The organism is Desulfurobacterium atlanticum (genome assembly GCF_900188395.1).
Lineage (GTDB): Bacteria > Aquificota > Aquificia > Desulfurobacteriales > Desulfurobacteriaceae > Desulfurobacterium_A > Desulfurobacterium_A atlanticum.
This window is the reverse complement of the sequence record NZ_FZOB01000001.1, coordinates 16,444-42,927: the sequence shown is the minus strand read 5'-3', so window position 1 is coordinate 42,927 and position 26,484 is coordinate 16,444. Positions and strand designations below refer to the sequence as shown.

General features: G+C 37.2%; 30 protein-coding genes. 1 reads left to right on the top strand and 29 read right to left on the bottom strand.

The window, feature by feature from the left end:
• Nucleotides 1–7 precede the first annotated feature (7 nt).
• The 22 genes from polX to CHB58_RS00130 all read right to left on the bottom strand — a co-directional run bounded on the left by polX (nucleotide 8) and on the right by CHB58_RS00130 (nucleotide 19,991).
• Entirely contained in the window at nucleotides 8–1,732 is a 1,725-nt protein-coding gene (gene polX / locus CHB58_RS00235; RefSeq protein WP_089322086.1) for a DNA polymerase/3'-5' exonuclease PolX, read from the bottom strand.
• Between the two features lie 12 nt (nucleotides 1,733–1,744).
• Nucleotides 1,745–3,106 (bottom strand): MBL fold metallo-hydrolase, encoded by a 1,362-nt coding sequence (locus tag CHB58_RS00230; RefSeq protein WP_089322085.1) that lies wholly within the window; start codon nucleotides 3,104–3,106, stop codon nucleotides 1,745–1,747.
• On the bottom strand, nucleotides 3,103–3,525 hold the full coding sequence (locus CHB58_RS00225; RefSeq protein WP_089322084.1) for a thioredoxin family protein: 423 nt from the start codon (nucleotides 3,523–3,525) through the stop codon (nucleotides 3,103–3,105). Before CHB58_RS00225 ends, CHB58_RS00230 begins: the two co-directional genes overlap by 4 nt.
• A gap of 102 nt (nucleotides 3,526–3,627) precedes the next feature.
• Nucleotides 3,628–4,932, bottom strand: a complete 1,305-nt coding sequence (locus tag CHB58_RS00220) for a Ni/Fe hydrogenase subunit alpha (protein WP_089322083.1) — start codon at nucleotides 4,930–4,932, stop codon at nucleotides 3,628–3,630.
• The gene (locus tag CHB58_RS00215; RefSeq protein WP_089322082.1) at nucleotides 4,929–5,699 is read right to left on the bottom strand and encodes an NADH-quinone oxidoreductase subunit B family protein; all 771 of its coding nucleotides are present in this window, start codon (nucleotides 5,697–5,699) and stop codon (nucleotides 4,929–4,931) included. The genes CHB58_RS00220 and CHB58_RS00215 overlap by 4 nt, the downstream gene beginning before the upstream one ends.
• A 12-nt stretch (nucleotides 5,700–5,711) precedes the next feature.
• On the bottom strand, nucleotides 5,712–6,590 hold the full coding sequence (locus CHB58_RS00210; protein ID WP_089322081.1) for an FAD/NAD(P)-binding protein: 879 nt from the start codon (nucleotides 6,588–6,590) through the stop codon (nucleotides 5,712–5,714).
• Nucleotides 6,544–7,632, bottom strand: coding sequence for a 4Fe-4S dicluster domain-containing protein (locus tag CHB58_RS00205; protein WP_089322080.1), 1,089 nt, complete (start codon nucleotides 7,630–7,632; stop codon nucleotides 6,544–6,546). The genes CHB58_RS00210 and CHB58_RS00205 overlap by 47 nt, the downstream gene beginning before the upstream one ends.
• Before the next feature lie 99 nt (nucleotides 7,633–7,731).
• The gene (nfi, locus tag CHB58_RS00200; RefSeq protein ID WP_089322079.1) at nucleotides 7,732–8,409 is read right to left on the bottom strand and encodes a deoxyribonuclease V; all 678 of its coding nucleotides are present in this window, start codon (nucleotides 8,407–8,409) and stop codon (nucleotides 7,732–7,734) included.
• Nucleotides 8,409–9,473, bottom strand: a complete 1,065-nt coding sequence (locus CHB58_RS00195) for an LptF/LptG family permease (RefSeq protein WP_089322078.1) — start codon at nucleotides 9,471–9,473, stop codon at nucleotides 8,409–8,411. The genes nfi and CHB58_RS00195 overlap by 1 nt, the downstream gene beginning before the upstream one ends.
• Nucleotides 9,467–10,546 carry an LptF/LptG family permease gene (locus tag CHB58_RS00190; RefSeq protein ID WP_089322077.1) on the bottom strand — a complete coding sequence of 360 codons (1,080 nt, stop codon included), beginning with the start codon at nucleotides 10,544–10,546 and terminating at the stop codon, nucleotides 9,467–9,469. The genes CHB58_RS00195 and CHB58_RS00190 overlap by 7 nt, the downstream gene beginning before the upstream one ends.
• Nucleotides 10,543–11,424 carry a protein translocase subunit SecF gene (gene secF / locus CHB58_RS00185; RefSeq protein ID WP_089322076.1) on the bottom strand — a complete coding sequence of 294 codons (882 nt, stop codon included), beginning with the start codon at nucleotides 11,422–11,424 and terminating at the stop codon, nucleotides 10,543–10,545. The genes CHB58_RS00190 and secF overlap by 4 nt, the downstream gene beginning before the upstream one ends.
• Nucleotides 11,425–11,436: 12 nt before the next feature.
• Nucleotides 11,437–12,972, bottom strand: coding sequence for a protein translocase subunit SecD (gene secD, locus CHB58_RS00180; protein WP_089322075.1), 1,536 nt, complete (start codon nucleotides 12,970–12,972; stop codon nucleotides 11,437–11,439).
• 119 nt (nucleotides 12,973–13,091) lie between these two features.
• A complete protein-coding gene (locus CHB58_RS00175; RefSeq protein ID WP_089322074.1) occupies nucleotides 13,092–13,871 on the bottom strand; it encodes a cytochrome c3 family protein in 780 nt (259 codons plus the stop codon).
• 97 nt (nucleotides 13,872–13,968) lie between these two features.
• Nucleotides 13,969–14,907, bottom strand: a complete 939-nt coding sequence (gene bioB, locus CHB58_RS00170) for a biotin synthase BioB (protein WP_089322073.1) — start codon at nucleotides 14,905–14,907, stop codon at nucleotides 13,969–13,971.
• Nucleotides 14,904–15,485 (bottom strand): GTP-binding protein, encoded by a 582-nt coding sequence (locus CHB58_RS00165; RefSeq protein WP_089322072.1) that lies wholly within the window; start codon nucleotides 15,483–15,485, stop codon nucleotides 14,904–14,906. The genes bioB and CHB58_RS00165 overlap by 4 nt, the downstream gene beginning before the upstream one ends.
• Nucleotides 15,486–15,497: 12 nt before the next feature.
• Complete coding sequence (locus tag CHB58_RS00160; RefSeq protein WP_089322071.1) at nucleotides 15,498–15,971, bottom strand: roadblock/LC7 domain-containing protein; 474 nt, start codon at nucleotides 15,969–15,971, stop codon at nucleotides 15,498–15,500.
• Nucleotides 15,972–15,982: 11 nt separating this feature from the next.
• On the bottom strand, nucleotides 15,983–16,969 hold the full coding sequence (locus CHB58_RS00155) for a thiamine pyrophosphate-dependent enzyme (RefSeq protein ID WP_089322070.1): 987 nt from the start codon (nucleotides 16,967–16,969) through the stop codon (nucleotides 15,983–15,985).
• An 11-nt stretch (nucleotides 16,970–16,980) separates the two neighbouring features.
• Nucleotides 16,981–18,186, bottom strand: a complete 1,206-nt coding sequence (porA, locus tag CHB58_RS00150) for a pyruvate ferredoxin oxidoreductase (RefSeq protein ID WP_089322069.1) — start codon at nucleotides 18,184–18,186, stop codon at nucleotides 16,981–16,983.
• 2 nt (nucleotides 18,187–18,188) lie between these two features.
• Complete coding sequence (locus CHB58_RS00145) at nucleotides 18,189–18,503, bottom strand: 4Fe-4S dicluster-binding protein (RefSeq protein WP_089322068.1); 315 nt, start codon at nucleotides 18,501–18,503, stop codon at nucleotides 18,189–18,191.
• Nucleotides 18,500–19,066 carry a 2-oxoacid:acceptor oxidoreductase subunit gamma family protein gene (locus CHB58_RS00140; RefSeq protein ID WP_089322067.1) on the bottom strand — a complete coding sequence of 189 codons (567 nt, stop codon included), beginning with the start codon at nucleotides 19,064–19,066 and terminating at the stop codon, nucleotides 18,500–18,502. The genes CHB58_RS00145 and CHB58_RS00140 overlap by 4 nt, the downstream gene beginning before the upstream one ends.
• Nucleotides 19,066–19,671: a recombination mediator RecR gene (gene recR, locus CHB58_RS00135; RefSeq protein WP_089322066.1), complete on the bottom strand. Its 606-nt coding sequence runs from the start codon at nucleotides 19,669–19,671 to the stop codon at nucleotides 19,066–19,068. The genes CHB58_RS00140 and recR overlap by 1 nt, the downstream gene beginning before the upstream one ends.
• A complete protein-coding gene (locus CHB58_RS00130; protein ID WP_089322065.1) occupies nucleotides 19,668–19,991 on the bottom strand; it encodes a YbaB/EbfC family nucleoid-associated protein in 324 nt (107 codons plus the stop codon). The genes recR and CHB58_RS00130 overlap by 4 nt, the downstream gene beginning before the upstream one ends.
• A gap of 114 nt (nucleotides 19,992–20,105) precedes the next feature.
• Between CHB58_RS00130 and CHB58_RS00125 the strand changes: the two genes are divergently transcribed.
• A complete protein-coding gene (locus tag CHB58_RS00125) occupies nucleotides 20,106–20,507 on the top strand; it encodes a hypothetical protein (protein ID WP_089322064.1) in 402 nt (133 codons plus the stop codon).
• Here the strand turns inward: CHB58_RS00125 and hflX are convergent.
• Genes hflX through CHB58_RS00090 form a run of 7 tightly spaced genes read right to left on the bottom strand, consistent with a single transcriptional unit; the run spans nucleotide 20,493 to nucleotide 26,483 of the window.
• Entirely contained in the window at nucleotides 20,493–21,554 is a 1,062-nt protein-coding gene (gene hflX / locus CHB58_RS00120; protein ID WP_245807294.1) for a GTPase HflX, read from the bottom strand. The two genes, CHB58_RS00125 and hflX, sit on opposite strands and share 15 nt — an antisense overlap.
• A 19-nt stretch (nucleotides 21,555–21,573) precedes the next feature.
• Entirely contained in the window at nucleotides 21,574–21,813 is a 240-nt protein-coding gene (gene hfq / locus CHB58_RS00115) for an RNA chaperone Hfq (RefSeq protein ID WP_219350044.1), read from the bottom strand.
• Entirely contained in the window at nucleotides 21,801–22,724 is a 924-nt protein-coding gene (gene miaA / locus CHB58_RS00110; protein WP_089322063.1) for a tRNA (adenosine(37)-N6)-dimethylallyltransferase MiaA, read from the bottom strand. The genes hfq and miaA overlap by 13 nt, the downstream gene beginning before the upstream one ends.
• Nucleotides 22,694–23,587 carry a lysophospholipid acyltransferase family protein gene (locus tag CHB58_RS00105; RefSeq protein WP_089322062.1) on the bottom strand — a complete coding sequence of 298 codons (894 nt, stop codon included), beginning with the start codon at nucleotides 23,585–23,587 and terminating at the stop codon, nucleotides 22,694–22,696. Before CHB58_RS00105 ends, miaA begins: the two co-directional genes overlap by 31 nt.
• The gene (gene lpxK / locus CHB58_RS00100; protein ID WP_089322061.1) at nucleotides 23,511–24,617 is read right to left on the bottom strand and encodes a tetraacyldisaccharide 4'-kinase; all 1,107 of its coding nucleotides are present in this window, start codon (nucleotides 24,615–24,617) and stop codon (nucleotides 23,511–23,513) included. The genes CHB58_RS00105 and lpxK overlap by 77 nt, the downstream gene beginning before the upstream one ends.
• On the bottom strand, nucleotides 24,607–25,815 hold the full coding sequence (locus CHB58_RS00095) for a 3-deoxy-D-manno-octulosonic acid transferase (RefSeq protein WP_089322060.1): 1,209 nt from the start codon (nucleotides 25,813–25,815) through the stop codon (nucleotides 24,607–24,609). Before CHB58_RS00095 ends, lpxK begins: the two co-directional genes overlap by 11 nt.
• On the bottom strand, nucleotides 25,812–26,483 hold the full coding sequence (locus tag CHB58_RS00090; protein ID WP_089322059.1) for a 7-carboxy-7-deazaguanine synthase QueE: 672 nt from the start codon (nucleotides 26,481–26,483) through the stop codon (nucleotides 25,812–25,814). Before CHB58_RS00090 ends, CHB58_RS00095 begins: the two co-directional genes overlap by 4 nt.
• Nucleotide 26,484 lies beyond the last annotated feature (1 nt).

Here is a 26,484-nt window from a genome sequence, read left to right as displayed (position 1 = left end):
CATCCCCCTACAAAACTCCAAACAGTTTTCGTTTTCTTAAAACGAACTCCTTTAATTTTTTCAATGTGTATGTATTGATAACATCCTTCCTTTCAAGCCAGCCCCTTCTCGCCGTCCCCACGCCAAGTTTCATCATCCACATGTGGTCCCTATGGTGTGAATCTGTGCCAAGGGAAATTTTTACTCCGTATCTTTTTGCAAGACGACAGTTGGTATCTTTAAGGTCAAGCCTATCATAGTAACAGTTAAGCTCAAGTGCAGTTCCTGTCTCTACAGCTTTCTCCATAACCTTTTCCATATCAAGAGGATAAGGGTCCCTGCTTCCGATAATTCTACCTGTAGGATGTCCTATAACATTAACATAAGGATTTTCCATCGCTTTTAAAATTCTGTCTGTATTGTCCCTATTAAATCTTGAATGAATTGAGGCAACCACAAAATCAAGCTGCTTTAAAATCTCATCATCATAATCAAGAGAACCGTCAGGAAGAATATCAACTTCTGTACCTTTAAGAAGAACAAGTTTCCCGTTAAGCTTTTCATTCCACTTATCTATCTCGTAGTTTCTTCTTAAAAGATCCTCCTCAGAAAGACCTGAAGCAACCTTTAAAGATTTCGAATGGTCTGTTATCGCTATATATTTATAACCTCTTTTTAGCGCCTCATCTATCAGCTCTTCAATGGTTGAAGCACCGTCTGACCAGTTTGAATGAATGTGAAGGTCTCCTTTTATATGTTTATCCTCCAAAAGAGCAGGAAGCTTATGCTCAAGAGCCGCTTCTATCTCCCCCGTATCCTCTCTTATTTCTGGAGGTGGCGTATCCATCCCAAGAGCCGAATATATCTCCTCCTCCGTTTTTCCAGCTATCCTCTCATCTCCCTTAAAAAGCCCATACTCGTTAAGCTTTAACCCATTTTTAACACAAATAGTTCGTAGATGGATATTATGTGCCCTTGAACCTGTAAAATACTGAAGCGCCGCTCCATAACACTCCGGCTCTGTTACCCTTAAATCAACTTGCTCGCCCTCCTCAACAATAACTGTTGCCTTTTTTGTTCCTTTCCATAGAATCTCCCTAACATTTGGAAGAGAAACAAAAGCTTCTATTATTTCAAGATTTTTACCTGTTGCGAGAATATCTATATCCCCAACAGTCTCTTTCATTCGTCTTGTTGAACCGGCAACACTTATCTTTTCAACAGCCGAATGGGATTTTAGCTGCTCCACTATCCTGTCAACTATAAAAACAGCAACTCCAAGTAAAATTCTTCCCCTTGATTTTTCAAGAAGCTCTATTCCCTTCCTTATCTTCTCAACCTTTTTCTGGCGAAAACCTGGTAGAGAGTAAATTTTTCCGTTTTCAATCACCCTTTTAAGATCTTCTAAACTTCTGACCCCCAAATTTTCATACAGAAGTTTTACCGTTTTAGGCCCCACACCGGGAATATCAAGAAGTGTGAAAATAGTATCAGGAACTTCCCTTTTAATTTTTTCAAACTCCTCAATCTTACCGGTCTTCAGAAACTCAAGAATTTTAGCCTGCAATCTCTGTCCTATTCCTGGAATAGAAGTAAGTTTCCCTTCTTTCGCAAGAACTTCTATATCTTCAGTAAGGTCGTTTATAATCCTTGCAGCATTTCGGTAAGCTCTTATATGGTAAGGATTATCTCCCTTAAATTCCAGAATATCAGCCCACTTTTCAAAAATCTTCGCAAGCTCCCTGTTTTTCATCTTTATACCCTTTCAAAAAATTAAAGTTTCATAAAGAGACGGCATTACCGGTGAAATATCAAACAACTCCTCTACCTTTTTAGCAAAAACACTCATAGCTCTTTTCTCTCCGTGTATAAGAACCACCTCTGTCCCCTCTTTAATTCCGTGAGAAAGCCAGTTAAGAAGCTGCGGTTGATCTGCATGAGATGAAAACCCGTTAATCGTATATACCTTTGAATTAACCTTTATAAGCTCGTTAAATATTTTAACCTTTTTCTTTCCATCAACTATTTCCCTTCCCGTTGTTCCTTCTGCCTGATAACCTATGAACACTATTGAGCTATTTCTATCCCACAGATGATGCCTCAGATGGTGAAGTATCCTTCCCCCTGTGCACATGCCGTTCCCGGCAATTATTATCGCTTTTGACTTTATATTGTTAATTTTCATAGATTCTTCCACCGTTCTAGTAAATTTCAACCCAGGAAAATCAAAAAGATTTCTTTTATTTAAAGCTTCATCATCAAAACACTCCCGATGTCTTCTAAAAACTTTGGTTATTGAAATTGCAAGGGGACTGTCAAGAAAAACGTTACATCGGGGAATCTCTCCTTTCTCAACAAACTGTCTGATAAAATAAAGGACATCCTGAGCCCTTTCAAGGGCAAAAGAGGGAATGAGAACAACACCTCCCCTTTTAAAAGTATCATTGATCGCATCTTTAAGCTCTTTAACTGAATCCTCCAAAGTTCTATGTTTCCTATCTCCGTAAGTTGTCTCCATAAAAACCACATCTGCCGGGGATGGCTCTTGAGGGTCGGGAACTATTGGTTTTCCTCTATTTCCCAAATCCCCCGAGAAAACAACCGTTTTTCCTTCAATATCAATCTCAACAAAAGAAGAACAGAGAATATGTCCCGCATCACGAAAACAAAATCTTACCCCTTTATATTCAATCTGCCTGTTCTGTTCAACAGACTCAAAAAGAGGAAAAACCTCAAAAACATCATCAAGGAGAAAAAGTGGCTTAACAGGTGGTAATCCTTCCCTCATCCGTTTTCTATTAACAGTAACTATTGTCTCTTCCTGAACCTGAGCCGCATCCATTAAAATCAGCCGGGCTATATCTATAGTCCCGTCTGTAGCAAAGATTTTGCCTTTAAAACCTTTATTTACAAGAAGCGGCAATCTGCCGCAGTGGTCAAGATGTCCGTGGGTTAAAAGAACAAAATCTATCGTTGAAGGATCAAAGGGAAAACGAAAGTTCTCATCCTCAAGCTTCACATCACCCTGAAACTGACCACAATCAACAAGAAACCTGACATTTTCCGCTTCAATAAGAAAGCAACTTCCCGTTACAACACCAGCAGCACCGCAAAAGGTTACCTTCATAGCTCAAGTGCCTTCCTTATATCCCCTTCTGTAGCAGGGCCAAGAAAAATCTTCACAATCTTTCCATCCTTTGTAAGGATCTCACACGGCGTAGCAAGAACTCCAAACTTCCTTGCAAGTTCGGGTTTTTTGTTAACATCAACCCTTACAACTTTAATCTTTGCATCTCTTGAAAGTTTTTTAATTATAGGTTCCATCTCCTTACACGGTTTGCATGTTGGAGAAAAGAAATAAACCATCCCTTTACCTTTCTTTAATCTAGAAAATTCACCATCAAGTAAAGGTAAAGGTTTTCCTCTCATTCTTTTAGATTTAAAGTTCCAATATATTCTAAGAAGAATAACCAGCACAAGATAGATGAAAGCAAGGAAGAAAAATACCCTTGCAACGTAATAAAAAATCTTTATAGCTGTATCCATAAATCCTCCAGAGCTTTTTAAAAAATTTTAACATTTTAAAAAGGTTAAAAAGAGATTTTTGAAAGAGAGAAGCCCTTTAAGGGCTTCAAGAAAAGTGAATTTTTAAAGGCGAATTATCTTTAAAGTGTCAAATTCTGCTTTGAACATGTGAACAGAACAGGAAATACACGGATCATACGACCTTATAACCATCTCTGCATATTTTTTAATTGTTTCATCATCAGCAGAAACAAGCTTTTCAGCAAGACTTCTTAAATCCCTCTCCATATTCGCCTGAAGCTGGGCAGTCGGTGTTATAACATTTGCAGATATACACCTGCCGTTCTCATCAAAAGAGTACTTATGATAAAGTGTTCCCCGTGGAGCTTCTTTTAAACCAAAACCAGAGCCCTTTTTAGGCTTAATATCAACCACTGAAAAGGCTGGATAATTTTCAAGAATCTTATCTATAAGTTCAATCCCCTCTAAAGCCAATTCAAAAAGCTCTATGGTTCTTGCAACGTTTTGATGAAGAATATTTGCAGATGGAAATTTCACCCTCATATCTTTCATAATCTCTTTTGTTTCAGGTCTTAACGAATCAAGATGAAGGTTAACTCTTGCAAGAGGTCCCACAAGGAAAGGTTTCCCTTCTATGGTTGACTGCTTTGCCATTGAATATCCGTTAAAAGTCTCAACAACAAACATCTCAAACTCATTCTTCGTAAACACAGTCCCATTTGACACGTAAACCTCATCTCCTACAAGAGAAAAGTGCTCCTTTGAAATTGCCATCTGAAGCTCAAAAGGAGCGTTAAATTCAGGATACTCAAGAGAATCAAAAAGTTTTATTGTATCCTTCGCATCAACTAAAATATCCTCAAGATTTTCCTTAAGCTCAAGAAGTTCATCTTTAGAAGGAAAAGTAGCAAATCCACCGGGAACAATATTCTCTCCGTGAAAGTGCTTTCCAGTTATAGTTTTCATTATCTTATTGCCTAAATTCTTCATCTTAAAAGCACGTTTTACAACATTCGGATACTCTTTTGCCATCTCAAGAGCTGAGTTGTATCCCATATAGTCTGGAAGAGCCAGAAAATAAACATGTAAGGAATGGCTTTCAAAAAACTCACCAACTATAAGAAGTTTTCTTAAAAGCTCTATAGGTTCAGGAACAGAAACATCAAACGCATCCTCAATAGCCCTTACAGAAGCTATCCTGTGGCTAACATAACATATCCCGCAAATTCTTGACATGACTTTTGGAATCTCTCCCCACAGCCTATCCCTTGCAGTATATTCATAAAACCTCGGTCCTTCAGTTATTCTGACTTTAACATCCTTAACTTTATCTTCCTCAAAAACTATCTCTATAGCCCCGTGCCCTTCAACACGGGTAAGATGTTCAACCTTTACTTCTCTTCTCATAACTCAACTCCCGCATCTTTCAATTTCTCTTTAAGATAATTACCCCGAAAGGTTTTCATAAAGTTTACAAGGTCTTCACCTTTCAATCCCCTTTCCGTCAGCACTTCAACCATCTCCATATAATTGGGATCGTCATGGTCACCACGGCACCCTTGACAACCAAACCCTTTTGAAGTGCAGGGAGCACCACAACCGGCGTTAGTAATAGGACCAAGACACCACAATCCCTGTAAAGTTCTACACTCTGTTTCTGAAAGCTTACATTCATAACAGACAGCCATTTTTGGGAAAAACGGTTTTACACCGTTTAAAAGGAAAGCTGCCGCCTGAACAAACTGCTTTCCTTCAACAGGACAGCCAGGAAGCTTATAGTCAACTCTCACAACCTCATCAAGAGGTCTTGCCTTTGTTATCTCAAAAGGCATTTCAGACGTTCCGTAAATAGTCTCAAGCAGTTCTTCTACAGGAATATCATTATTATTTGCTTGAACTCCTCCAAAAGATGCACACGTACCGATAGCAACAAGAACTTTAGACGCCTCTCTTCCTTTTTTCACCATCTTTTCATCCAGTTCTGTTGAAACAGAACCTTCTACAAAAAGAACATCAAGCTCTTCATCAAGGGTATTGGCACTGCTTCCTATAGGGAAATACTTTATCTCGGTTATATCAAGAAGTTTTAAAAGGGCAGACTCATAATTTAAAATTTCACACTGACACCCTGAACAGCTTGTAAGATACATTATTCCAATTTTAGGTTTAGCCATTTTACACCCCATCTAAATCATTTTTGGAAGATTTTTTGTATCCCACAGCGGAAAGATAGGCCCGTCAACACATGTAAACTTATAACCAACCTGACAGTGACCACACTTGCCAACTCCACACTCCATCTTCCTTTCAAGAGAAACAAAAACCTTACTCTCCTGATAACCGTTCCTTATCAGTTCAGCCCCTATAAATTTGTAGGCAACGGGAGGACCGCAAACAGCCACATAAGTATCTGCAGGATCAAGGTCAACTTCAGGAATTAAAGAGGTAATTAATCCTTCTCTATCTGTCCAGCTTCTATCCTCCTCTGTTTCCAATCGGTCAAGTATGAAAAGACACTTAATATCATCCCGCTCTTTCAATCTTTTAAGTTCCTCTTTATAAAGCACAGATTCATAATTCCTTGTTCCGTAAAGCAGGTATATCTCTTTATACCTCTCTCTTTTATCAAGAACATACCAGACAAGAGAACGAAGGGGAGCCATTCCAAGACCACCAGCTATAATTAAAACATTATGCCCTTCCATCAAATCAACTGGAAACGAATTTCCGTAAGGTCCCCTCAAACCCAGCACATCTCCACAACTCATCTGATGAAGAACGCTGGTTTTTCTTCCAACATTCCTGACTGTTAATTCAACCGTTCCCTTCCTTGTAGGAGAGGAACAGATAGATATAGGAATCTCCCCGGCTTTAGGCACGGTTAACATTACAAACTGTCCTGGTTTAAAACTCCAGGTCTCGTTAAGCTCATCATTAAGGAAAACAAAGGAAAACCTCTTATGGCCAGGAGCAAGCTCCTCAATATCCGCAATTCTGACTTTTTGCGGTTTAAAGGGATCATGCACTGTGGATATTGTCAGTAACTTTTCCAGACTCTTCTTCATCTCCCGCTCCTCTCAGTTTTTTAAGAGTATCAACAATTCTTATACCTGCAGGGCATTCATGCTGGCACCTACCACATCCAACACAGCCGAAACGCTCTATCTGATAGGGATACCCCACATACTTATGGTAATAACGGTTTCTAAATCTCTCTTTAAGATTCTCATGGAATCTGTGGCCACCGGCAACAAGAGAGTAATAGGGATACTGACATGAGGTAATAAATTCAACCCTTTTCACAAGCGAGCCGTCAAGTGAAGGAACATCAACACTTGTATAACAAAAACACGTTGGACAGGTGTTGGTACAGGTTCCACAGCTAAAACATCGCTTTGCCTCTTCATCCCAGATTTCAGAATCAAACTCAAGCTCAATAACCTGAGAAATCCTTTCAAGATCTGGAACATCCCTCTCTTTAAACATATACTTCTTTTCAGCAGTCACCTTTTTATAAAGTGAAAGTTCCTTTTTTGAAATATCCTTAAAAAGTTCTTCAAAAGAGTGAACTATCTCATCTCCCTTTACGCTACCGATAGAAACAAAATAACTATCCCCTATATCGGTAAAAAACAGGTCCCAGCTTGTTCCATCTGGAAAAGCTGTTCCTGTTGAAATACAGAAACAATCCTCATCAGGAATACAAGAAATACCTATAAGCACCGTTTCCTTTCTTGCAGCAAGATAGCGAGGATCAGGATTTTCTCCCTTTAAATAAACTGCATCAAGAATCGCTATTCCATGAAGATCGCAGGAATGCAATCCAAAAATAATCTGAGGTTGAGAAGTGAAAGTTTCAGTAAACTCCATACTATCTGGAGAGTATTCAAATCTTTCTCTTAAATAGCCAAGAATAAACTTTTTTGGAGGAAGAATTGTTCTAACATAGTCTGTTTCAACTACAGAAACATCATCAATCTTTGAAAAGACAAACTTTTGTTCCTTTTTAACTGGAGCAATCAATCTACCAAAACTTTTTAAGCTTTCAAGAAATCTGCCTAAATTTTCCTTAGGAAGAATTTTTGCGGTCTCTAACTGGAATTCCATTCTAACCTCCAGAGATGAAGTTAAGATAATATTAGTATAAGGAAATTCTGATATTATGTCAACAAGAAACATAAAATATTATTTCTATAGAAAACAGTATTATTTTTTGTTATTTTTCATTAGTTGTTTTCTTATCCCTTTTAAAAAGTTGTGGGAAATCCTGGTAGGTTCTGGCAGCCGATAAGATTTCACACAGTTATAAACAAGATGCAAACCACCCTCAACATCTATAAGATGGCCGGGAGAAACATAAACAGGCTTAACATTTACTTTGGTTCTCAAAACCGCTCCTATCCGCTTTCCTTCTTCATCAAAAATAAATGAAAATGCCCCTTTCCTGTTTTCAGGAGGAGAAAAGTTCCCATATAAAGGCTTTTTAGCACAGCCTATCGTAGGTGTTCCCGTAACAACTCCAAAATGGGAAGCCACTCCCATTCTCCGTGGATGGGCAATACCGTGCCCATCCACAATTACAATATCAGGTTTTGTAGAAAGCTTGTTGAAAGCTCGCACTAAAAGTGGAATCTCTCTAAAAGCAAGAAAACCTGGAACATAAGGAATTTCCACCTCTCCAGAAATCCACACCTTTTCAATAAGATCAAGCTCAGGATACTTAAAAAGTGTAAAAGCAGCTATCCCTACCGTTGGTGTTTTAAAAGGATTTAAAAATGTCAAATCGCATCCGGCAACATAATTTATAGAAGTTTCAAGTGGTTTAACCTGAACTTTTTTCCTTAAAATCTGCTGAGCAACCGCTGCTTTTTTAAAATTAAACATTAAGAATGGCTCCGCGAAAACAAAATAAGACCAATTGAAAGGAAAATAAAATGAGAAGCAAAAGCTGCATAAACAGGAGGAAGAAAACCTGTTTTACCCAAATTATTAAAAAATGACACTGTTACCCACATAGAAACAATAAACCCTACAGCAACAACTGCAGTATAACCTTTCTGGTTTCTCGGATTAAAAGCTCCAAGAGGAATACCTATCAACGCCACAACAAAAACAATAAAAGGCATAGAAATTCTACTGTAAAACTCCATCTCATAAGTTGTAGTGTTATAACCAAGAAGTTTTAAATGATGAATCAGTTTAAACAGTGAAAACAGCTCCATTGTAGAAGGATTTATAAAAAAACTGGTTAGATCTTTAACAGTAATGCCAAGATTTTCCACTTTTTCCTTTTTAAATAAGGTTTTCTCTCTTAATAAATCTCTCTCATAAACATTCTCAAGTTTCCAGTTACCATCTTTTTCATACCTAATATTAAGTGCATCCTCTCTATAAAAAGGTCTAAAATCTTCTCCGATTTTTATTAAAGAAAAATATTCCCCACAACCTTTAACAGGATCAAAATTTCTAACAGAAAAGAAAGTATTTCCCTTTTTAATCCATACCTCAGGAGTTACAAGATAAAAAACTTTATTTCTTTTCCCAAGTTTTTCATACATAAAATTTTCCAGGGCAGCACCTTTTGGAACAAAGAATTCTGTAATAAGTAAACCTGCCAGAACAACAAGAGAAGCAAAGATAAAAATGGGAACAGAAATCCGATAGATGCTTATTCCTAAAGATTTTATTACAACAAGCTCATTTGTTGAGGAAAGCTCACTTATTGCTACCATAACTCCGATAAGAGTAGCTATAGGAAGCATCCTGATTGAATAAACAGGAATACGGGAAAAAACCAGTAGCAGAACATCAACAAGTTTCCCTTTTGCTACTAAATCCACATGAGAAACAAAATCAACAAGGAGAAAGATAACCATCAACACAAGAAATGAAAGGGAAAAATAGATAAAAACTCTATTAAAAATATATCCATCCAGGATTTTTACCACCTACCAATCCCCATATTAAAATAATTTTCGTTTATTGCTTTCTTGTAAAATATTAAACCAACAGAGAAGTACACTATATCAACAAAAACAGGAAGAAAAACAAATCCTGAAAACTGAGCAGCTTTCCTTAAAAACGTAAAAAACACATAATAACTAACAATAACAATAAGCCCAACGAGAATCCCTGTTCCTATAGACCCCCTCGGAATCACAACAGCTATGCTGAACGCAAACAATCCCATTATAACTGGGGAAACGGCAAGGGTTAAACGCTTAAAAAACTCAAGCCTATCCTTCAAATTCCATCTCTTAAAAAGTTCATTAAGCGTTTTGTACTTTGAGGCTTCAAACTTTTCTTGAGAGGCAAATTTATAAACAACAAGCGTATAGGTCTTAAATTCTAAAATTTTAAGATTTTCTGGCCTTTTCCAGTTAAGAAAGTGAGCAATTCCCGTATCTATGTCAAGGAATACTGTCCCGTTAGTCATTCTTACTCTTCCATATTTTGCAAAAATTGTAGCCTGTTCATCCTTTTTTACTACCGAAACCATAAAGTTTTTTAATATACCCTTACTTGGATAAACACTTTCCGCATAAAATGTAACTCCGGGAAAATTTGATATAAACTTTCCCGGAATTATTCCAAGAGAAAGTTTTTTTCTTACAAGTTCCTGAATCTCTCTTTTCATAGCAACATTACTTTCAGGCACAAGATACATCACAGAGAAAAAATTAAAAATTGTCAACACAATAGAAAACACTATTACAGGTTTTGCAAGCTCTTTTACACTTATCCCGCAGGACTTAACAGCAACAATCTCATTTCTACCTGAAAGAAGAAAAAAGGTCACAAGAACAGCAAAAACAAGGGACATCGGAATAAGAAACTCAAAAAACGAAGGAATAGTTTTAACCAAAACTGAAAACAGGGAAGAAAAAGAAACACCGTACCCAAGAACCGTTTTAGCAATAAAAGAAGCTTTATTCATCAACATTATAAGTATAAATACTGCTATAAACAGAAAGAAATACCTTATAATCTCCGATAAAATATACCTGTGTAAAACTTTCATCCTTTATGTCTTATCCTGTACCAATCCACAACAAGAGAACTTGCTATAAAGATGGAAGAGTATGTTCCTACAACAATTCCCACAAGCAGGGCAAAGGAAAAGTTATTTATGGTACTACCTCCAAAGAGAAATAGACAGAGAACAACAAAAAAAGTTGTCAAAGCTGTAATAACCGTTCTTGAAAGTGTCTGATTAATACTTTCATTAACAAGTTCCTCAAACGGCTTTGAGTTTTTATACTTTTTCATATTTTCCCGAATCCTATCAAACACCACAATAGTATCATTGATAGAATAACCAATTATCGTTAAAACAGCAGCAACAACGGGAAGGTTGAACTCCCTTCCGGTAGCCATTAACATACCAACAGTTATAAGAGAATCATGAAGAAGCGCAAGAACAGAAGTCACTGCAAATACAGGCTCAAACCGCCATGCAACATAGATAAGAATAGCTATCATGGAATAAACTACCGCAAGCAAACCCTTTTCCCTCAACTCCTTTCCTATGGCAGGACCTATCATTTCAATACGTAAAATATGAACTCCATCTTTAAAAACTTTCTTCAATTGTAACTTCAACTCTTCCACAAGCTTATTTGGATCTTTTTCAGCTGGAACTTTTAAAATAAATTCATTACTCCCTTTTATTTTCTGAACCGTTAAACCTTTAGCTATTTCACTATTTTTGAAAACCTGCCTGATCTTTTCTGTGCTAACATTCTCATCAATTTTAATCTGGACAAGAACACCACCGGTAAAATCTATTCCAAATTTTGGTCCTTTATAAAGGCCATACCCCCAGGAGCCAACAATCAAGAGAATAGAAATCAAATAAGCAATATACCTTTTGCCTATAAAATCAAACTGTTTTTCCATACCAACTTCTCCTTAAATACTGAATAGTTCCCTTTTATACCTGATAATCAGGTCAAGAAGAACCTTTGTAACAAAAACTGCAGTAAACATACTGCATAAAATACCAAGGGAAAGTGTAATAGCAAAACCTTTAATCGGACCTGTACCAAACTGAAACAGAACAGCCGCAGATACAAGGGTGGTTATATTGGCATCAAGAATTGTTCCCCACGCTGCAGAAAAACCAATCTCTATCGCAGATATGAGAGAACGCCCTTTCTTAAGCTCCTCCTTTATCCTTTCAAAAATGATAACATTGGCATCCACAGACATCCCAATAGTAAGAATGTACCCTGCTATTCCCGGAAGAGTTAGAGTTGCACCAAGAAGCGCAAGAAGCGCCCAGAGCAAAACAACATTCATCAGAAGAGCTATATCAGCAATAACCCCAGAAAGCCTGTAATAGATAGCCATAAAAATCATCACAATAATAAGACCGGCTACCGCAGACTTTATACCTTTCTCTATAGATTCCTTACCAAGAGAAGGTCCTATAGTTGTCTCTTCTATTATCTTCACAGGGGCAGGAAGAGCACCAGCTCTTAAAACTATCGCAAGATCTTTTGCTTCTTGATAGGTAAATTGTCCTGTTATCTGACCTTTTTCTCCAATCTGAGATTGAATAACAGGAGCTGATTGAACTTTTCCATCAAGCACTATCGCAAGTCTTGTCCCTATGTGAGAAGCAGTATATTCTTTAAAAATTTTTGCTCCCTGAGACTTAAACTCAAAATTCACAGCCGGCATATTGTACTGGTCAACGCCCGGATATGCATCTTTAAGGTAAGCACCTGTGAGAATCGGTTCTTTCTTGACCAGGTAGTATATCTTATTAACCACTTTTCCGTTTTTCTTTATCTCCTGAACCAGGATTTCTTCATCATCAGGTATTTTTCCACCCGCTTTTCTTATAAGCTCTTCTTTTGTAGGAGCAACATCTATAACCTGCTTAAATTCAAGCTTTGCCACTTTCCCGAGAATTTTTTTCGCCCTATCTGGATTTTTGATTCCAGGAAGTTCAACTATTATTCGGTCCTTTCCGCTTCTCACAATAACAGGCTCTGCCACTCCAAGCTGGTCTATTCTGTTTCTTATGGTTTCAAGAGCCTGATTACATAATCTGTCTTCCTCTTTTAGTTTGTAGGAATCTTTTAAAGAAAGTAAAAGCGAAGTTCCTCTAACTTTTATATCAAAAACCTTTCCATACTCATCCTTTATCAATTTAACAGCAGAAGAAAGTCTATCACTATCAAGAATTTCTACAGTAATGAAAGTCCCTTTCCTTTTAACGTCAAGAACAGGAATTTTTTTCTCTCTTAAAAGAGAGGTTATCTCTCTCATATAGGTTGAAACTTCATTCTCAAGTGCTTTCTCAACATCAACCTGAAGCACAAGATGGGTTCCACCCTGAAGGTCAAGACCGAGGTTAACTTTTTTTGTAAAAGATACATAAAGGGCTGCAAAAAAAACAGAAAGAACAACTAACAATCGCCATTTCAAACTTTTCATCATTCCTCTCCTGCCAAATGGCTAAAAATCAAGCTCCTATTATACACCCTTTTTTAAAAGTCCAAAACAAAAAACCCACCGCTTAAGCGGTGGGTTCTATTTAACAACAAAATCAACAATTATTTGTTAAGAATATCGCTGTGACACTCAAGACAGAGCTTTCCATCTTCTGTTGACATTCTCATCAACTGACGGGGTCCGTTTTTAAACTCAACATGTTCAAGATTTCTAAAGGAAATAGTTTTTAAAACAGCTTCAAAGTCAGCTTTTGCCACTTTCTCACCAAGACCAGTTAAAAGCTTTCCTTCATGTTTATCAAGAGTTGATGGGTGAGGATTATGACAGGTTATACAGTGAATTTTTCCATCAACTGATGGTAAGTCTTTAACAGAAGTTGACTGTCCAACGTGCTCAAGAGCTCCAGGGTGAGGATTTTTAGTATGGCATCCTATACAAACCTTTTTAGCATCAGCAGTATTGTTCCTGCCGTGACAGTAAGCACAGGTCTGTCTTAGCTTCTTACCAGAATAAAGCCACATACCTTCATGAGGATTAAATTTGGTGTAACATTCTTTAGTATGACAATTGAAACAGAAAGACATCGCCTGATTTGGGTTGTAATTGCCCCTTAAAAACATATCCTGCTGATTTCCATTCACCATATCGTGGCAGGTTACACATGTTACCTTTCCATCTGCAAGCGGAAAGCTTGCAGGTACTTTAACACAACCTTTAGGCTCACCTTTGGCAAGGGTGGAAGTTACACAGGGTTTATGACACTTTAAACAATAAGAACTATCAGTTCCTGTATAACCTTTCCCTCCACACTCAGCCGCGTAAGAGGTTCCCCCTACCAGCACTCCCAGGGCAATGGTTAAAAGAAATCTCCCTATCCTCATTCTTCTACTCCCTCTGGTTTAGTTTTAAACATTTATACAGTTCTAATAAACTTGTTTCCTAAACAGGTAAATTATAACACAAATTTAACACATTTTTTTATTGTATTAAACAATCATCAGAAAATGCCTTAAAACCAAGATCTTCCAAAAGTTGTTTGTCAGTATCAAGCGTTCTTCCTTTAGTAGTTAAATAGTTCCCCACCATCAGCCCATCAACAACAGAAATAGCAAAAGGTTGTAATTCCCTAAAATTGTACTCTCTTCCACCACAAATCCTGATAACCTTATCTTTAAAGAAAACTCTTGCAGCAAAAACTATTTTAAGTGCTTTTAAAGGAGTTAAAAATTTATTGTTTTCAAACGCAGTTCCTTTTATGGGATGAAGAAAATTCAACGGAATAGAATCAACTTCAAGCTCTCTAAGAGACTTAAATAAAGAAACAACATCATTAACAGTCTCACCAAGCCCAAAAATCCCTCCACTACAAACAGAAAACCCCACCTCTTTGGCTAAAGCCACAGTTTTATATCTATCCTCCCAGTTTTGAACAGTTGAAACAGAGGGATAAAACTCTTTTGAAGTTTCAAGATTATGATGATATCTATCAACTCCTGACAGTTTCAAAAGTTTCAAACTATCTTTATCTATCTGACCAAGGGAAACACATATCTTTTTGCTTTTATAGTTGCTTTTCAATTTCTCAACCACAGAAGCTATCTTCTCCACATCCTCCTTTGAAACTCTAACACCACTGCAAACAAAGCTGAATCTATTTATTCCTTCCGAAAAAGCTTCCTCTGCTGCTGAAAAAAGTTTTTCTTCTGTCAGCAACGGATATACTTTAATTTTCACACTTGATTTTAAAGACTGGGCACAGAATTTACAATCAGAGACACATTTCCCACTTTTAGCATTCACAATCGCGCACGTCTCAATCTTCTTTCCAGAAAAGATCTTCTTAATGTTATAAATCTCAGAAAATTGCTCTAAAACATTTTCCAGAGACAATAGTAAAAATTCTCTAATATTTATCATTTTCTTAGTTTCTGGACAACCAGTTTTGTTATTTCTTTAAAAGTCTCTATAACACCAACACCTTTAATAGCTATAGCCTCAAAGTCAGGACAGTTCCACCTATTTAAATCTCTTCTAAGAACTTCAACAGGTAAAATATTGGGCAAATCCCGCTTATTATATTGAAAAACTAAAGGAGTATCTTCAAATCTTATTCCAAGCTCCTCCATATTGGCAAGCATATCATCAAGAGTATCAAGATTGGCATCGTGCCTCTCTTCCTGAGAATCAGCAACAAAAACGATTCCATCAACGCCTTTAAGAATAAGCTTTCTGCTGACCTTATAAATAATTTGACCGGGAGTAGTATAAAGATGAAACCTGACTTTAAATCCCTTAACATTGGCAACTTCAATAGGAACAAAATCAAAGAAGAGGGTTCTTTCTGTTTCAGTGGCAAGAGTTATAAGCTCCCCTCTACTTTCTGGTCTTATATGATCGTATATCCACTTTATATTGGCAGTTTTACCGCTTAACCCAGGACCATAATAAACTATTTTGCAGTTTATCTCTTTAGTAGCAAAATTTATCAGCGGCATTGATATCTCCGTTTACTCAAACAGATTATCTATGTTAATATCTTCAATATCTATCTCTTTTCCAAGCTCTTTCTCTTTAGACGACTTCATCTCTATGTTTTCTATAATCTCCTCAATCTGAGGTTTATACTTCTTAAGTTTTACTCTAATTATCCCAAGATTTGACGTATACTTTTCAAAAATAACAACAAGAATTAGTTTCTGCTTTATAAGAGACATATATATACCTTCATCTTCCGTCTCTGTAAAAGCGTGATTCAAAGTTTTATCTCCAAGAAGCTTTGAAAGTGCCTCTGAAGCAGCCACATTTCCAGCAGTTAAAGATGCAAACGTAATATCGTTTGAAGTATAAGCCGGAGCATTACTCCGGCTTATAAGTTGACCTGCCTTATCAATAAGAAACACAACCTTTGCTTTACTTTCAGTACACAGAGCAGTAAGTATTTCTCTTAATTTTCTATCTTCTTCAGGTCTTATACTAAGCACTTTCACCCTCTTTACAACTGTTCAAGTTTAAGCAATCTTTCCCATCTTGCATCAACATCTCTCTGAAGCTCTTCAATCAAATGCTCATTTCCGGGTTTAAACATATGTTTAAATCTCCCCTGCTTTTTCAGAAATTCTACCACAGGTTTTCTATTTTTAGGCTTATAATTTATTTTCCACTTCCCTTCTTCAACCTCAAAAAGGGGCCAATAGTTTGTTTCAACTGCAAGTTTTGAAATCAAAATACCTTCTTCTTCTTTTGCCCTCCATCCTCTTGGGCAGGTACAGAAAATATTCAGGTATGAAGGACCTTTCGTGTTTAAAGCTTTAATGAATTTTTTCATAAAATCGTTAAAATGGGAAGGAGCAAGCTGGGCAACATAAGGAATCCCATGAGCAGCAGCTATTTCTGGCATCCACTTTTTCGGTTGAGGTTTTCCAGGAATCACTTTTCCAGCAGGCTGAGTGGCTGTGGAAGCATATCTTGGAGTGGCACTTGAACGCTGAATTCCTGTATTCATGTAAGCTTCGTTGTCATAACAAACATAGATAAAATCGTGATTCCTTTCAAAAGCACCGGATAAAGATTGAAAGCCAATATCGTAAGTTCCTCCATCTCCTGCAAGAGCAACAAATTTTACTTTTTTATCGGAAGGAAGCAATCCTTTCTTCTTTAGAGCTTTGTAAGCAGCTTCTGCACCTGTAATTGTTGCTGCAGCATTTTCAAAAGCGTTATGAATCCAGGGAACTTTCCACGATGTATGAGGATAGATAGAAGTACAAACCTCCACACATCCTGTTGCATTTGCAATTATAAGTGTATACCCTGCAGCTTCTGCCGCCATAAACATCTGTCTTAAAATAGTTCCAGCTACACAACCGGTGCAGAGCCTATGTCCCGGTGCTATGCCTTCCCTTAAAGAGGTAAGCTCCTTTAAAGGTGGCACTTTTATCTCATCTTTTGTAACAAACTTTGGTTTATTTGATATCTGAGCCATATTTTCCTCCATTAAGCTTTTAAATTAAGATAAGTTACAGGTGGAACTTCAATACCTGCAGCTTTCTTTTTAACAACATCAAAAGCTTCTTCTATATGATTGATATTACAGTCCCTTCCACCAAGACCATAAATTATTCCTGTTACAGGATAAATTTTACCCCTTGTATAAAGTGCCGTGCAAACTTCTTCAAACAAAGGACCTGAATATCCACCAAACGTTTCGGCCCTATCCATAATCCCTATCGCCCTTGCATTTGATGCCTCTATAGCATCAGCAATATCGTAGTAAGGAAATGGCCTGAACGTTCTAACCTTTATAATTCCAACCTTTTCCCCTTTCTCTCTTAACCTGTCAGCCACATATTTTGCTGTACCTGCAGTAGAACCCATAACAACGAGAATGTATTCTGCATCCTCTGTTTTATAAGTTTCTATATGTTCATACTTCCTGCCCCTTAAAGCAGCAAATTCCTCACCAACTTCTCTAATTACTTTATAAGCGTTCATCATAGCTTCTCTCTGCTGTCTCTTAAACTCCATATAGGAATCTGACATGGCAATAGCACCGTGAGTCACAGGATTGTCAACATCAAGAAGAGAGTTCATCATCTTCTGAGTTCCAATAAACTCTCTCACCTCATCATCGGTTAAAAGGGAAACATTTTCAATTGAGTGAGAAATAATAAAACCATCCATTCCCACCATTACCGGAAGACGCACTCTTTCATCTTCAGCTATTTTAATAGCCTGAATCATATTGTCATACTCTTCCTCTGCATTTTCCGAAAAAAGCATAATACATCCTTGATCCCTTGCTCCCATCATATCGGAATGATCACCGTGAATGTTTATCGGGGCAGAAAGAGCCCTGTTAACAACAGCAATAACTATGGGAAGCCTCATTCCAGAAGCAACACCGAGAATTTCCCACATAAGAGCAAGACCTGGACCAGCTGTTGCTGTCATCGCTCTTGCACCAGCCGCCGCTGCACCAACAGCTGCCGAAAGAGCACTGTGTTCACTCTCAACTGTCATAAGTTCTGTATCAACAAGCCCGTTAGCTACAAAGTCGGCAAAAAAGTGCATTATTTCAGTCTGAGGTGTAATTGGATAAGCAGCAACAACATCAGGATTAATCTGCCTTAGAGCTTCTGCTGCTGCCATATTTCCGGAGTACGGAACCATCTTTCTCTCTTTTATTATTGTAACTGCCATAATCAATCCTCCTCACGAAACAGATATTCCGGTTTCATAACAAGTGCCTTTTTTGATTCATCATCACCTTTACTTTTTGGACACTCAAAAGCACATATACCGCAACCTTTACAGTGCTCATAGTCAATTCCGACAACTTTTTTATCTTCTACAATTATTGAACTGTCAGGACAGAAAACCCAACATATCATACAGTCTATACAGTTTTCCCTTTGAAACACCGGCCTCCAGGCACGCCACTCACCTGTTTTATACTCTGCACTTGAGCCAGGATTTGTTATAACAGCTCCTATTTCTAAATCCTTCCATCCTTTCATTCGCCCTTTACCTCCCTATAAGCTCTGTCAAGAGCTTTTAAGTTTGCATTAAGAAGCTCTTGAGTTATCTTTTTGCCAAATGTTGCCTTTATGTCCTCTTCCACACTCTCAAGAGAAACAAGGTCCTCTATAACTTTAACAAGTGCACCAAGCATAGGAATATTCATAAGAGGCTTTTTAAGCTCCTCCATAGCTATCTGAGAAGCATTAACTGTATAAATTTTTCTACCTTCCACACCAAGATACTCTCTAAGCTGTGCTGGTGATTTATCAGTATTTACAACAAGAATTGCATTCTCATCAGTTCCTTCAAGAATAGGAACAGTTTTAAGAAGAGTCGGATCAACCACAACCACAATGTCCGGATGTAAAACAAGACAGTGCAGTGTTATCGGCTCCTCTGAAACCCTGTTAAAACTTCTTAAAGGAGCTCCTGCCCTTTCAGCACCATAATCTGGAGCACTCTGAGCGTACTTTCCTTCCCTTATAGCAGAACTTGCAAGAATTTTAGAAGCGGTAACAGCTCCCTGGCCGCCTCTGGCATGCCATCTGATCTCTATCATCAGTCTCCTCCAGTTAAAAGTTTCATATCTTCAAAGGAACGTTTTAAAGTTAACTCATCAGCCATATCTATTGTACCGCCGTAGGGAATCCCATAGGCTATACGATATATTTTAATGTGTTTATCCCTAATTCTATCAATCAGAAACTTTGCTGTTGCTTCACCCTCAACCGTCGGATTAAGGGCAATTATTATCTCTTTTACACCTTCTGTTTTTAACCTTTGAAAGAGCTCCTTTATTCTTAAATCTTCCGGACCAATATTTTCAAGTGGAGAAATGAGACCTCCAAGAACGTGATAAACTCCTTTATACTTACCAAGTTTCTCTATAGAAACAGCATCCCTTGGCTGTTCAACAACACATACAACAGTTTTATCTCTCTCTTCTGAAGCACATATAGGGCATAAGGTTTCAACAGTTGGAAGACCGCATTTTGAGCAGGATTTTATAGTATCTATCTCCTTTAAAGCGTTTATTACCCTTATCCGCTCATTACCCGGAAGTTTTGCCAGAGATAAAACTGCCCTTTCTGCTGCCCTCTCACTTATACCAGATACAGAAGAAAGAAAATCAATTACTATTTCAAGAGTTTCAGGATATATCAAAACAGGCCTCCAAGATTTCCAAGCCCACCTGTTATCTTTTTCATCTCCTCTTCCATTTTTTTATTCGCCTTATCTATAGCCTGATTGGCTGCAACAACAATCATATCTTCAAGCATTTCCACATCATCCTTTGCAACTTCAGGAGAAATCTTAACACTTACAAGTTTTCCATCTCCTTTAACAACAACCTCAACAGCTCCACCGGCAGAACCTGTAAACTCCATCTCTTCAATCTCTTTTTTCAAATTTTCAGCCTCTTTCTGAAGCTGTTTTGCCATTTTCATAAGATTTCCCATATTTCCCATACCACCTTTAAACATTAAATCCTCCAAATAAACTTCATAATAGTGTAGCTTAATTGTAAAAAATTTGTAAAAATTAAACAAGAGGGAACAAAAGTTAAAATGAACATAAATTCACTAAGGAGGAACAAAATGGACAAAATAAAACCAAAAGCTCCCATAAGAAGATTTGATGTCTTCGCAGAATGGAACCGATTAAAAGGCATAAAAGAACTGGGACTTTCTCCAGAAGAAGCCAAATCATACGGTCTTGCAGTAGCCGAAGTTGTAGCCGCAAGAAAATTTTATGGACATAAAACAAAATACCGGGGAGCAACAAAAGAATACATAGAGAAAAAGGAAGGAACACCATGGTGGAGAAAAATGGCAACGCCGTCCGAGTTTGATGAAAAAATAGTTAAAAGGATGGGAGAGGAATTCTACGAAAAAGTGTTTTCCAGAGCGATAGAAAGAGCCTTCAACGAAGGAAAAGATTACATGGAAATAAGAGATAGTATAAGAGAGAATTGGAATAAAGCCCTAAAAGAAAGATGAAACAACATATTCAAGTTTTTCAAAAAATTCATCCATCCCTTCTCCTGAAACCGCCGATAAAAATACAGGGTTTTCAAAATTTTTAATATGCCCCGCCACATCAACCATAATCTCATCTCTATTAAGAGAAGTTTTATCAATTTTATTAATCACCGTTATACGGGGCTTTTTAGAAGCGCCAAGCTCTGAAAGTATCTTTTCAACGGTTTCAGATTCCTCTTTCAAAGAAGGTGATGTCACATCATATACAACCACAACTATATCTGCCTCTGCCACCTCTTGAAGTGTAGCTTTAAATGAAGCTATAAGCTCATGAGGTATATCCTTTATAAACCCAACGGTATCTGTTATAAGCGCTTTTTTTCCTGCATTTTTAAGGTAAATAGAACCTGTCCTTGTATCAAGGGTAGCAAAGGGCATATCTTTTATAAAAATGTCCTCCCCTGTAAGTTTTCTTACCAGTGTTGACTTACCAACATTTGTATATCCAGTAACTGCAACAGTGACAAAACCTTTCTTTTTCCTGCTATCCAGAACAAGTTTCTTTCTCTTTGAAAATTTTTCTATCTCTTTTTGAAGCTTATACATTTTCCTGCGGATAGCCCTTAAATCAATTTCTACTTTTTTCTCCCCGGGGCCTCTGGTCCCTATTCCGCCACCAAGCCTTGAAAGCTCTTTACCCTTCCCCCGTAATCGAGAAAGAAGGTGATAACATTTTGCAAGCTCAACCTGAACCTTTGCCTCTTTTGTCTTTGCCCTTCTTGCAAAAATCTCTATTATGATTTCGGAGCGGTCAAGAACCTGAAGCCCTGTTATCCTTTCAATATTTCTTATCTGTGAAGAAGAAATATTGTGATAAACAACAACAGCATCAGCTCCTCTATAGTCTGCCAACCTTTTTACTTCTTCAAGTTTTCCTTTCCCTATATAGGTTGCAGGATGAAGACTTTTCCTCTTTTGAAAAACCAGGCCAACAACTTCACCGCCAAGAGCTTCAACAAGACCTTTCATCTCATTAACATCTATCTCTTCTCTATCCTTCAACACTCCGAGGAGAATAACCTTTTTAATCAGAATTTTCCTCCCCGTAAACAAAAATCTTTATCGGTTTTAAAGGAACTATAGTTGCTATGGAATGCTTATAAACAAGTTGTTGTGTATCTTCATTTTCAAGAATAATGGTAAACTGGTCAAAAAAAACTACAATACCCTGAAGTTTTATTCCCTTTGTTAAAAAAATGTTTACAGGGATTTTCTCTTTCCTTAGTTTATTCAAGAAAGCATCCTGCACCTTCATCGGCTGCATAGCCTTACCCCCTTTTTAATATCTTCCTTTATCATATTAATAATATCTTCTTCAGGAATTTGAGACATATTTAGCCACTTAAAACCTTTCTCCTTTCTAAACCATGTAAACTGCCTTTTTGCAAACTGTTTTGTTCTCCTCTTTAACACTCTTACCACTTCTTCAAGAGAAACTTCCCCTTCTATATAAGGCAACATCTCCTTATACCCTAAAGCCTGAAAAGCGGTTATCTCTCTTCCGTAAGAAAGTAGTTTTTTCGCCTCCTCAACAAGCCCTCTCTTTATCTGAGAATCAACCCTATTTTCTATCCTTTTATAAAGCTCATCCCTGTTGCGGTATAGAAAATACCCGACAAACCTATACCTTGGAGTATCAGGCTCCTTAAAAGAAGAAAGAGGCTTCCCTGTAAGTTTATACACCTCAATAGCTCTTATGATTCTTTTTCTGTCTTCAGGAGAAATTCTTGAAGCATACAAAGGGTCAACTCTCTTAAGTTCATCATACAGTTTTTCTGAAGGAATTTTCTCAAGCTCTTTTCGCAAATTCTCATCCTTAGGCGGCAGTTCAGGAAGACCGTAAATGAGACTCCTTATGTAAAAACCTGTTCCGCCTACAACAAGCGGAATCTTACCCCTCTCTCTTATCTCCTTTATAGCTTTATCTGCTTCTCTTACAAAATCTGCAACAGAAAACGGTCTATCTGGAGGAACAATATCTATCAGATGGTGAGGAATCCCTTTCATCCCTTCATAAGATATTTTATCCGTCCCGATATCAAGTTCTTTATACACCTGCATAGAGTCTGCACTTATAATTTCAGCATCTATTTCTTTAGCAAGTTTTATTGAGAAATCGGTTTTTCCCGTAGCTGTAGGACCTGTCAGGATGACAACTGGCAGCTCTCTTTCCATCTTTTAAACTCCGGTGAATTTTTCCATCTACGGTGAATCCAGAACCATTGTTCAGGTTTTTTTCTTACAGCTCTCTCTATCCAGAAAGAATAAATGGATGTCAACTCCTCCACTGTTTTTCCTTCAGGATAGATAGGTTTGTGAATTTCAAAAGAGTATCTCTCTCCTTCCACATAACAAAAAGCCGGAATAACAGGTTTTCCAGTTTTAAGGCTTAAAATAGCTGCTCCTTTGTTCACATATGTATCTCTTCCCAAAAATTTAAGCAACACCCCTTCCTTCTCTGTCGGTCTCTGGTCAAGAAGAATAGCCACAAACTTTCCTTTTTTTAAATCCTTTAAAATCTCAATCGGCTTTCCCGTAGGAATGACTTTAACCCCAAGATGACTTCTTATTCTGTTTATCAAGCTATCAACTTTTCTGTTTCTCATTGGTTTTGCCACCACAGAAAGCCTACCGCCACTTACACGGGAAAACCATCCGCCTAAAAGCTCCCAATTTCCTATATGAGCTGTCAGTAAAATTCCTCCGTTAAGAGAATTAAGCTCTTCAATTGATACAGTACTTTCCTCTCTTAAGGAGAAAATTGAATCTAGAAATTCAAAAGAATATTTTTCAGACCTTAAAAAATCAACACTGCATCTAACAAAATTTTCAAACGCTTTTTCTCCTATGGAAATGTCAAATCCTACAAATTTCAGGTTTTCTTCCGAAACTCTTTTTGCCCTCGTTTTTGTGTATAAAATTTTCGCAAGATAGGAACCAAAAGAAAGTGCCTGCTTTCTGCTAACTCTCTTTAAAAATCCTTCTTTCAACAGATTGAGAAACAGATACTCCATCTGGTACGAAAGACTCTTTTTCATTCTTTTCCTCATGCTTTTCAACATTCTTTATCCTATTTAAGATAAACTCTTTCAGTCCAAATACCTCAACTCCAAGAACAGGCACTTTCACATCAATATCATAATCTTTTACTTTAACAAGATCTTTCTCTGTTGTAACAAGATTCGGATACTTAGAAAGAGTTTTAATTTCTTCCGCTGTGTAAAAATGGTGGTCAGGAAACAGAAAAGATTTGATAACCTTAAATCCTTCCTCTTTAAGCTGTTGTAGAAACTGTTGTGGAGAACCTATTCCGCAAAATACTGTAATTTCCTTTTCTGGCGGTTCAACCTTTCTAAAAGTTCTATCAATCCAGTATTTAAAACACTGCTCCCCTTTAAATACCTGTTTTCTAAATGTTTTAAGATATATTTCAAGAGAGTTAACTTTCTCAAAAGAAGCAAAGTTGGCTCTTGATATAACAAAGCAGTCTGCCCTTTCAAGAGCATCAACAGGCTCCCTTAAAGTGCCAAGAGGAAGACACATATTTCCACCAAAGGGATTAAAAGGATCCACAACAACAACATTTACCGTTGGTTTTATTCCAAGCTGTTGGAATCCATCATCAAGCACAACTACATTGGCCCCTTTAGAAACGGCAAAATCTATCCCTGCCAGTCTATCCCTGCTTACAACCACGAAAAATCCCTTTTTTACATAAAGTGCCGCCTCATCTCCGAATCTTTCAGGTTCATCTTCTGCAACTACAGGCCCTTTCTCCTTCCCTCCATAGCCCCTCATAACAACAGCAGGAGTAAATCCAACATCCTGAAGCATCGTATAGATATACTCAACAAGTGGAGTTTTACCAGTACCTCCAGCAACAATATTTCCAACAGAAATAACAGGCACAGCAGGAGTAATCGTTTTTAATATACCACCTTTATACAGTTCATAACGAAACCTTGCAAAAAAGCAGAAAAGTTTTGAAAGTATAAAAAATAGTGGATAAAGGAAAAACCAACCGCCTTTTTTACTTAAAACCTTTTTTCTAACCTCTTCAAGATTCAATAGATACCTCTTTCAAAATTCTTTCAATTACACCTTTCTCTTCTAAAATTATATTTTTTCCAACAGCACCGACTGAAGATGCAAATTCTCTATTTTTAAAAAGAGAGAAAATTTTATCAAACAGAGAGCTTTCATCTGCAAAAATAAGTGCTTTTCTAACCTTCTCTACAACATCTTTAAAATGGTAGTAATAAGGTCCAATAACAACCGGCTTTCCAAGCGCCATAGGTTCAAGAGGATTATGTCCACCTATTTTCCTGTTAAAAGTTCCGCCTACAACAGAAACATCAGAAACGGCATAAAAGGATGTAAGCTCACCTATCGTATTAACAATATAAAAATCTGTATCCCGAGAAATTTGTCTTGTTTCCGTTCTCAAAACCACTTTTCCAGAAAGAGAATCTTTAATCTCCTTAGCCCTTCCAATGTGCCTTGGAGCAATAACAGTTAAAACTTCAGGAAAAATTTTTTTAAGTTTAAAATGAATCTTCTCAGCGATTTTCTCTTCCCCTTCATGGGTGCTACCCCAGACAATAATCTTTCTGCTTCCTTCTATATCAACTTTTAAGGGCGATAGAAAAAATGAAACACTGTCAAACTTTAAATCTCCAACAACAGAACATTTTTTGAATCCTAAATCTTTAGCCCTTTTAACATCTTCAACGCTTCTACCTAAAAAAATAATATTTTTAAAAATAGGAGAAAAAATCTGAGAAAACCTTCTGTAATTTTTAAAAGATCTTTCTGTTATCTTTCCGCTCACAATATAAACCTCAATCCCTCTTTCAACAGCAGAAGAAAGTAGAGAGGGCCATATTTCTGTTTCATAAATAAGAAGCTTTTTTATATGAGTGAAAGATAAAAATCTATCTGTTAAAAACTTTAAATCAAAAGGAATAACATAGACAGGAACATCTTTAAAAAGCTTTCTCGCCCTTTCTGCACCGTAATCTGTAAAAGTTGTTATCACAACTCTATCTCTCAATCTTTCAATAAGAGGTTTTGCAGAATTTACCTCCCCTATACTTGCACAGTGTATCCATATATCCCTTCCCTCTAAAACATCCAGTTTAGTTTTAATTCTTCTTAGTGGAGAAAATCCTCCCCTCTTTTTTGAGGTATAAACCATAACAGGAACCGCAACCGGAAGAAGAGAAAGATATACAAAATTATAAAGATAAAGCCAGAATCTGCTCATTTTATCCCTAAAAGTTTGTGAACCTGAGGAATAACCTTAACTTCAAACTGTGAAAGAATACTTCTGTTTTTAAATATCAACGACAGCACCTGTTTTACTGCATCAGGGTAAGGCTTTCCCGGTATTTCAACAGGCTGGAAAACAAGCCCTTTAATCTTGAAAAACTCAGGTTCGCTTTTTACTATCTTTAAAGCATAAGAAAGGTCAGTCTTATCAGCAATTAAGAACTTAACATTCACCCTTTCAGGGAAAAATCTGATATACTGAAGCAGAAATCTGCTGTAATCGGTTCCAATCATAGAAGGAGGTTTTGGAGAAAGATTCAGGAATACTTTCCCGGCAAAAATCTCCTCTTTGAAAACAAACCCGCACGTTTCAATAAATATCTTTCTCACCCACAACTCTTTTGAAAGAGTAGTTAGAAAAGATGCTATATTTTCTTGAACAAGAGGCTCACCACCTGTAACAACAATATCAGGTATCTGAAACTTTTTCAATTTAGAAATGAGTTCTGCAATACTTATTTCTTTCCCTTCTCTTTTAGCATACTCTGTATCACAAAATCTACATCCAAGGGGGCATCCGGAGAATCTGACAAAAGCAGCAACTCTCCCTACATCTACCCCTTCACCCTGAATGGAAGTGAAAATTTCAGAAACCTTTAACAAG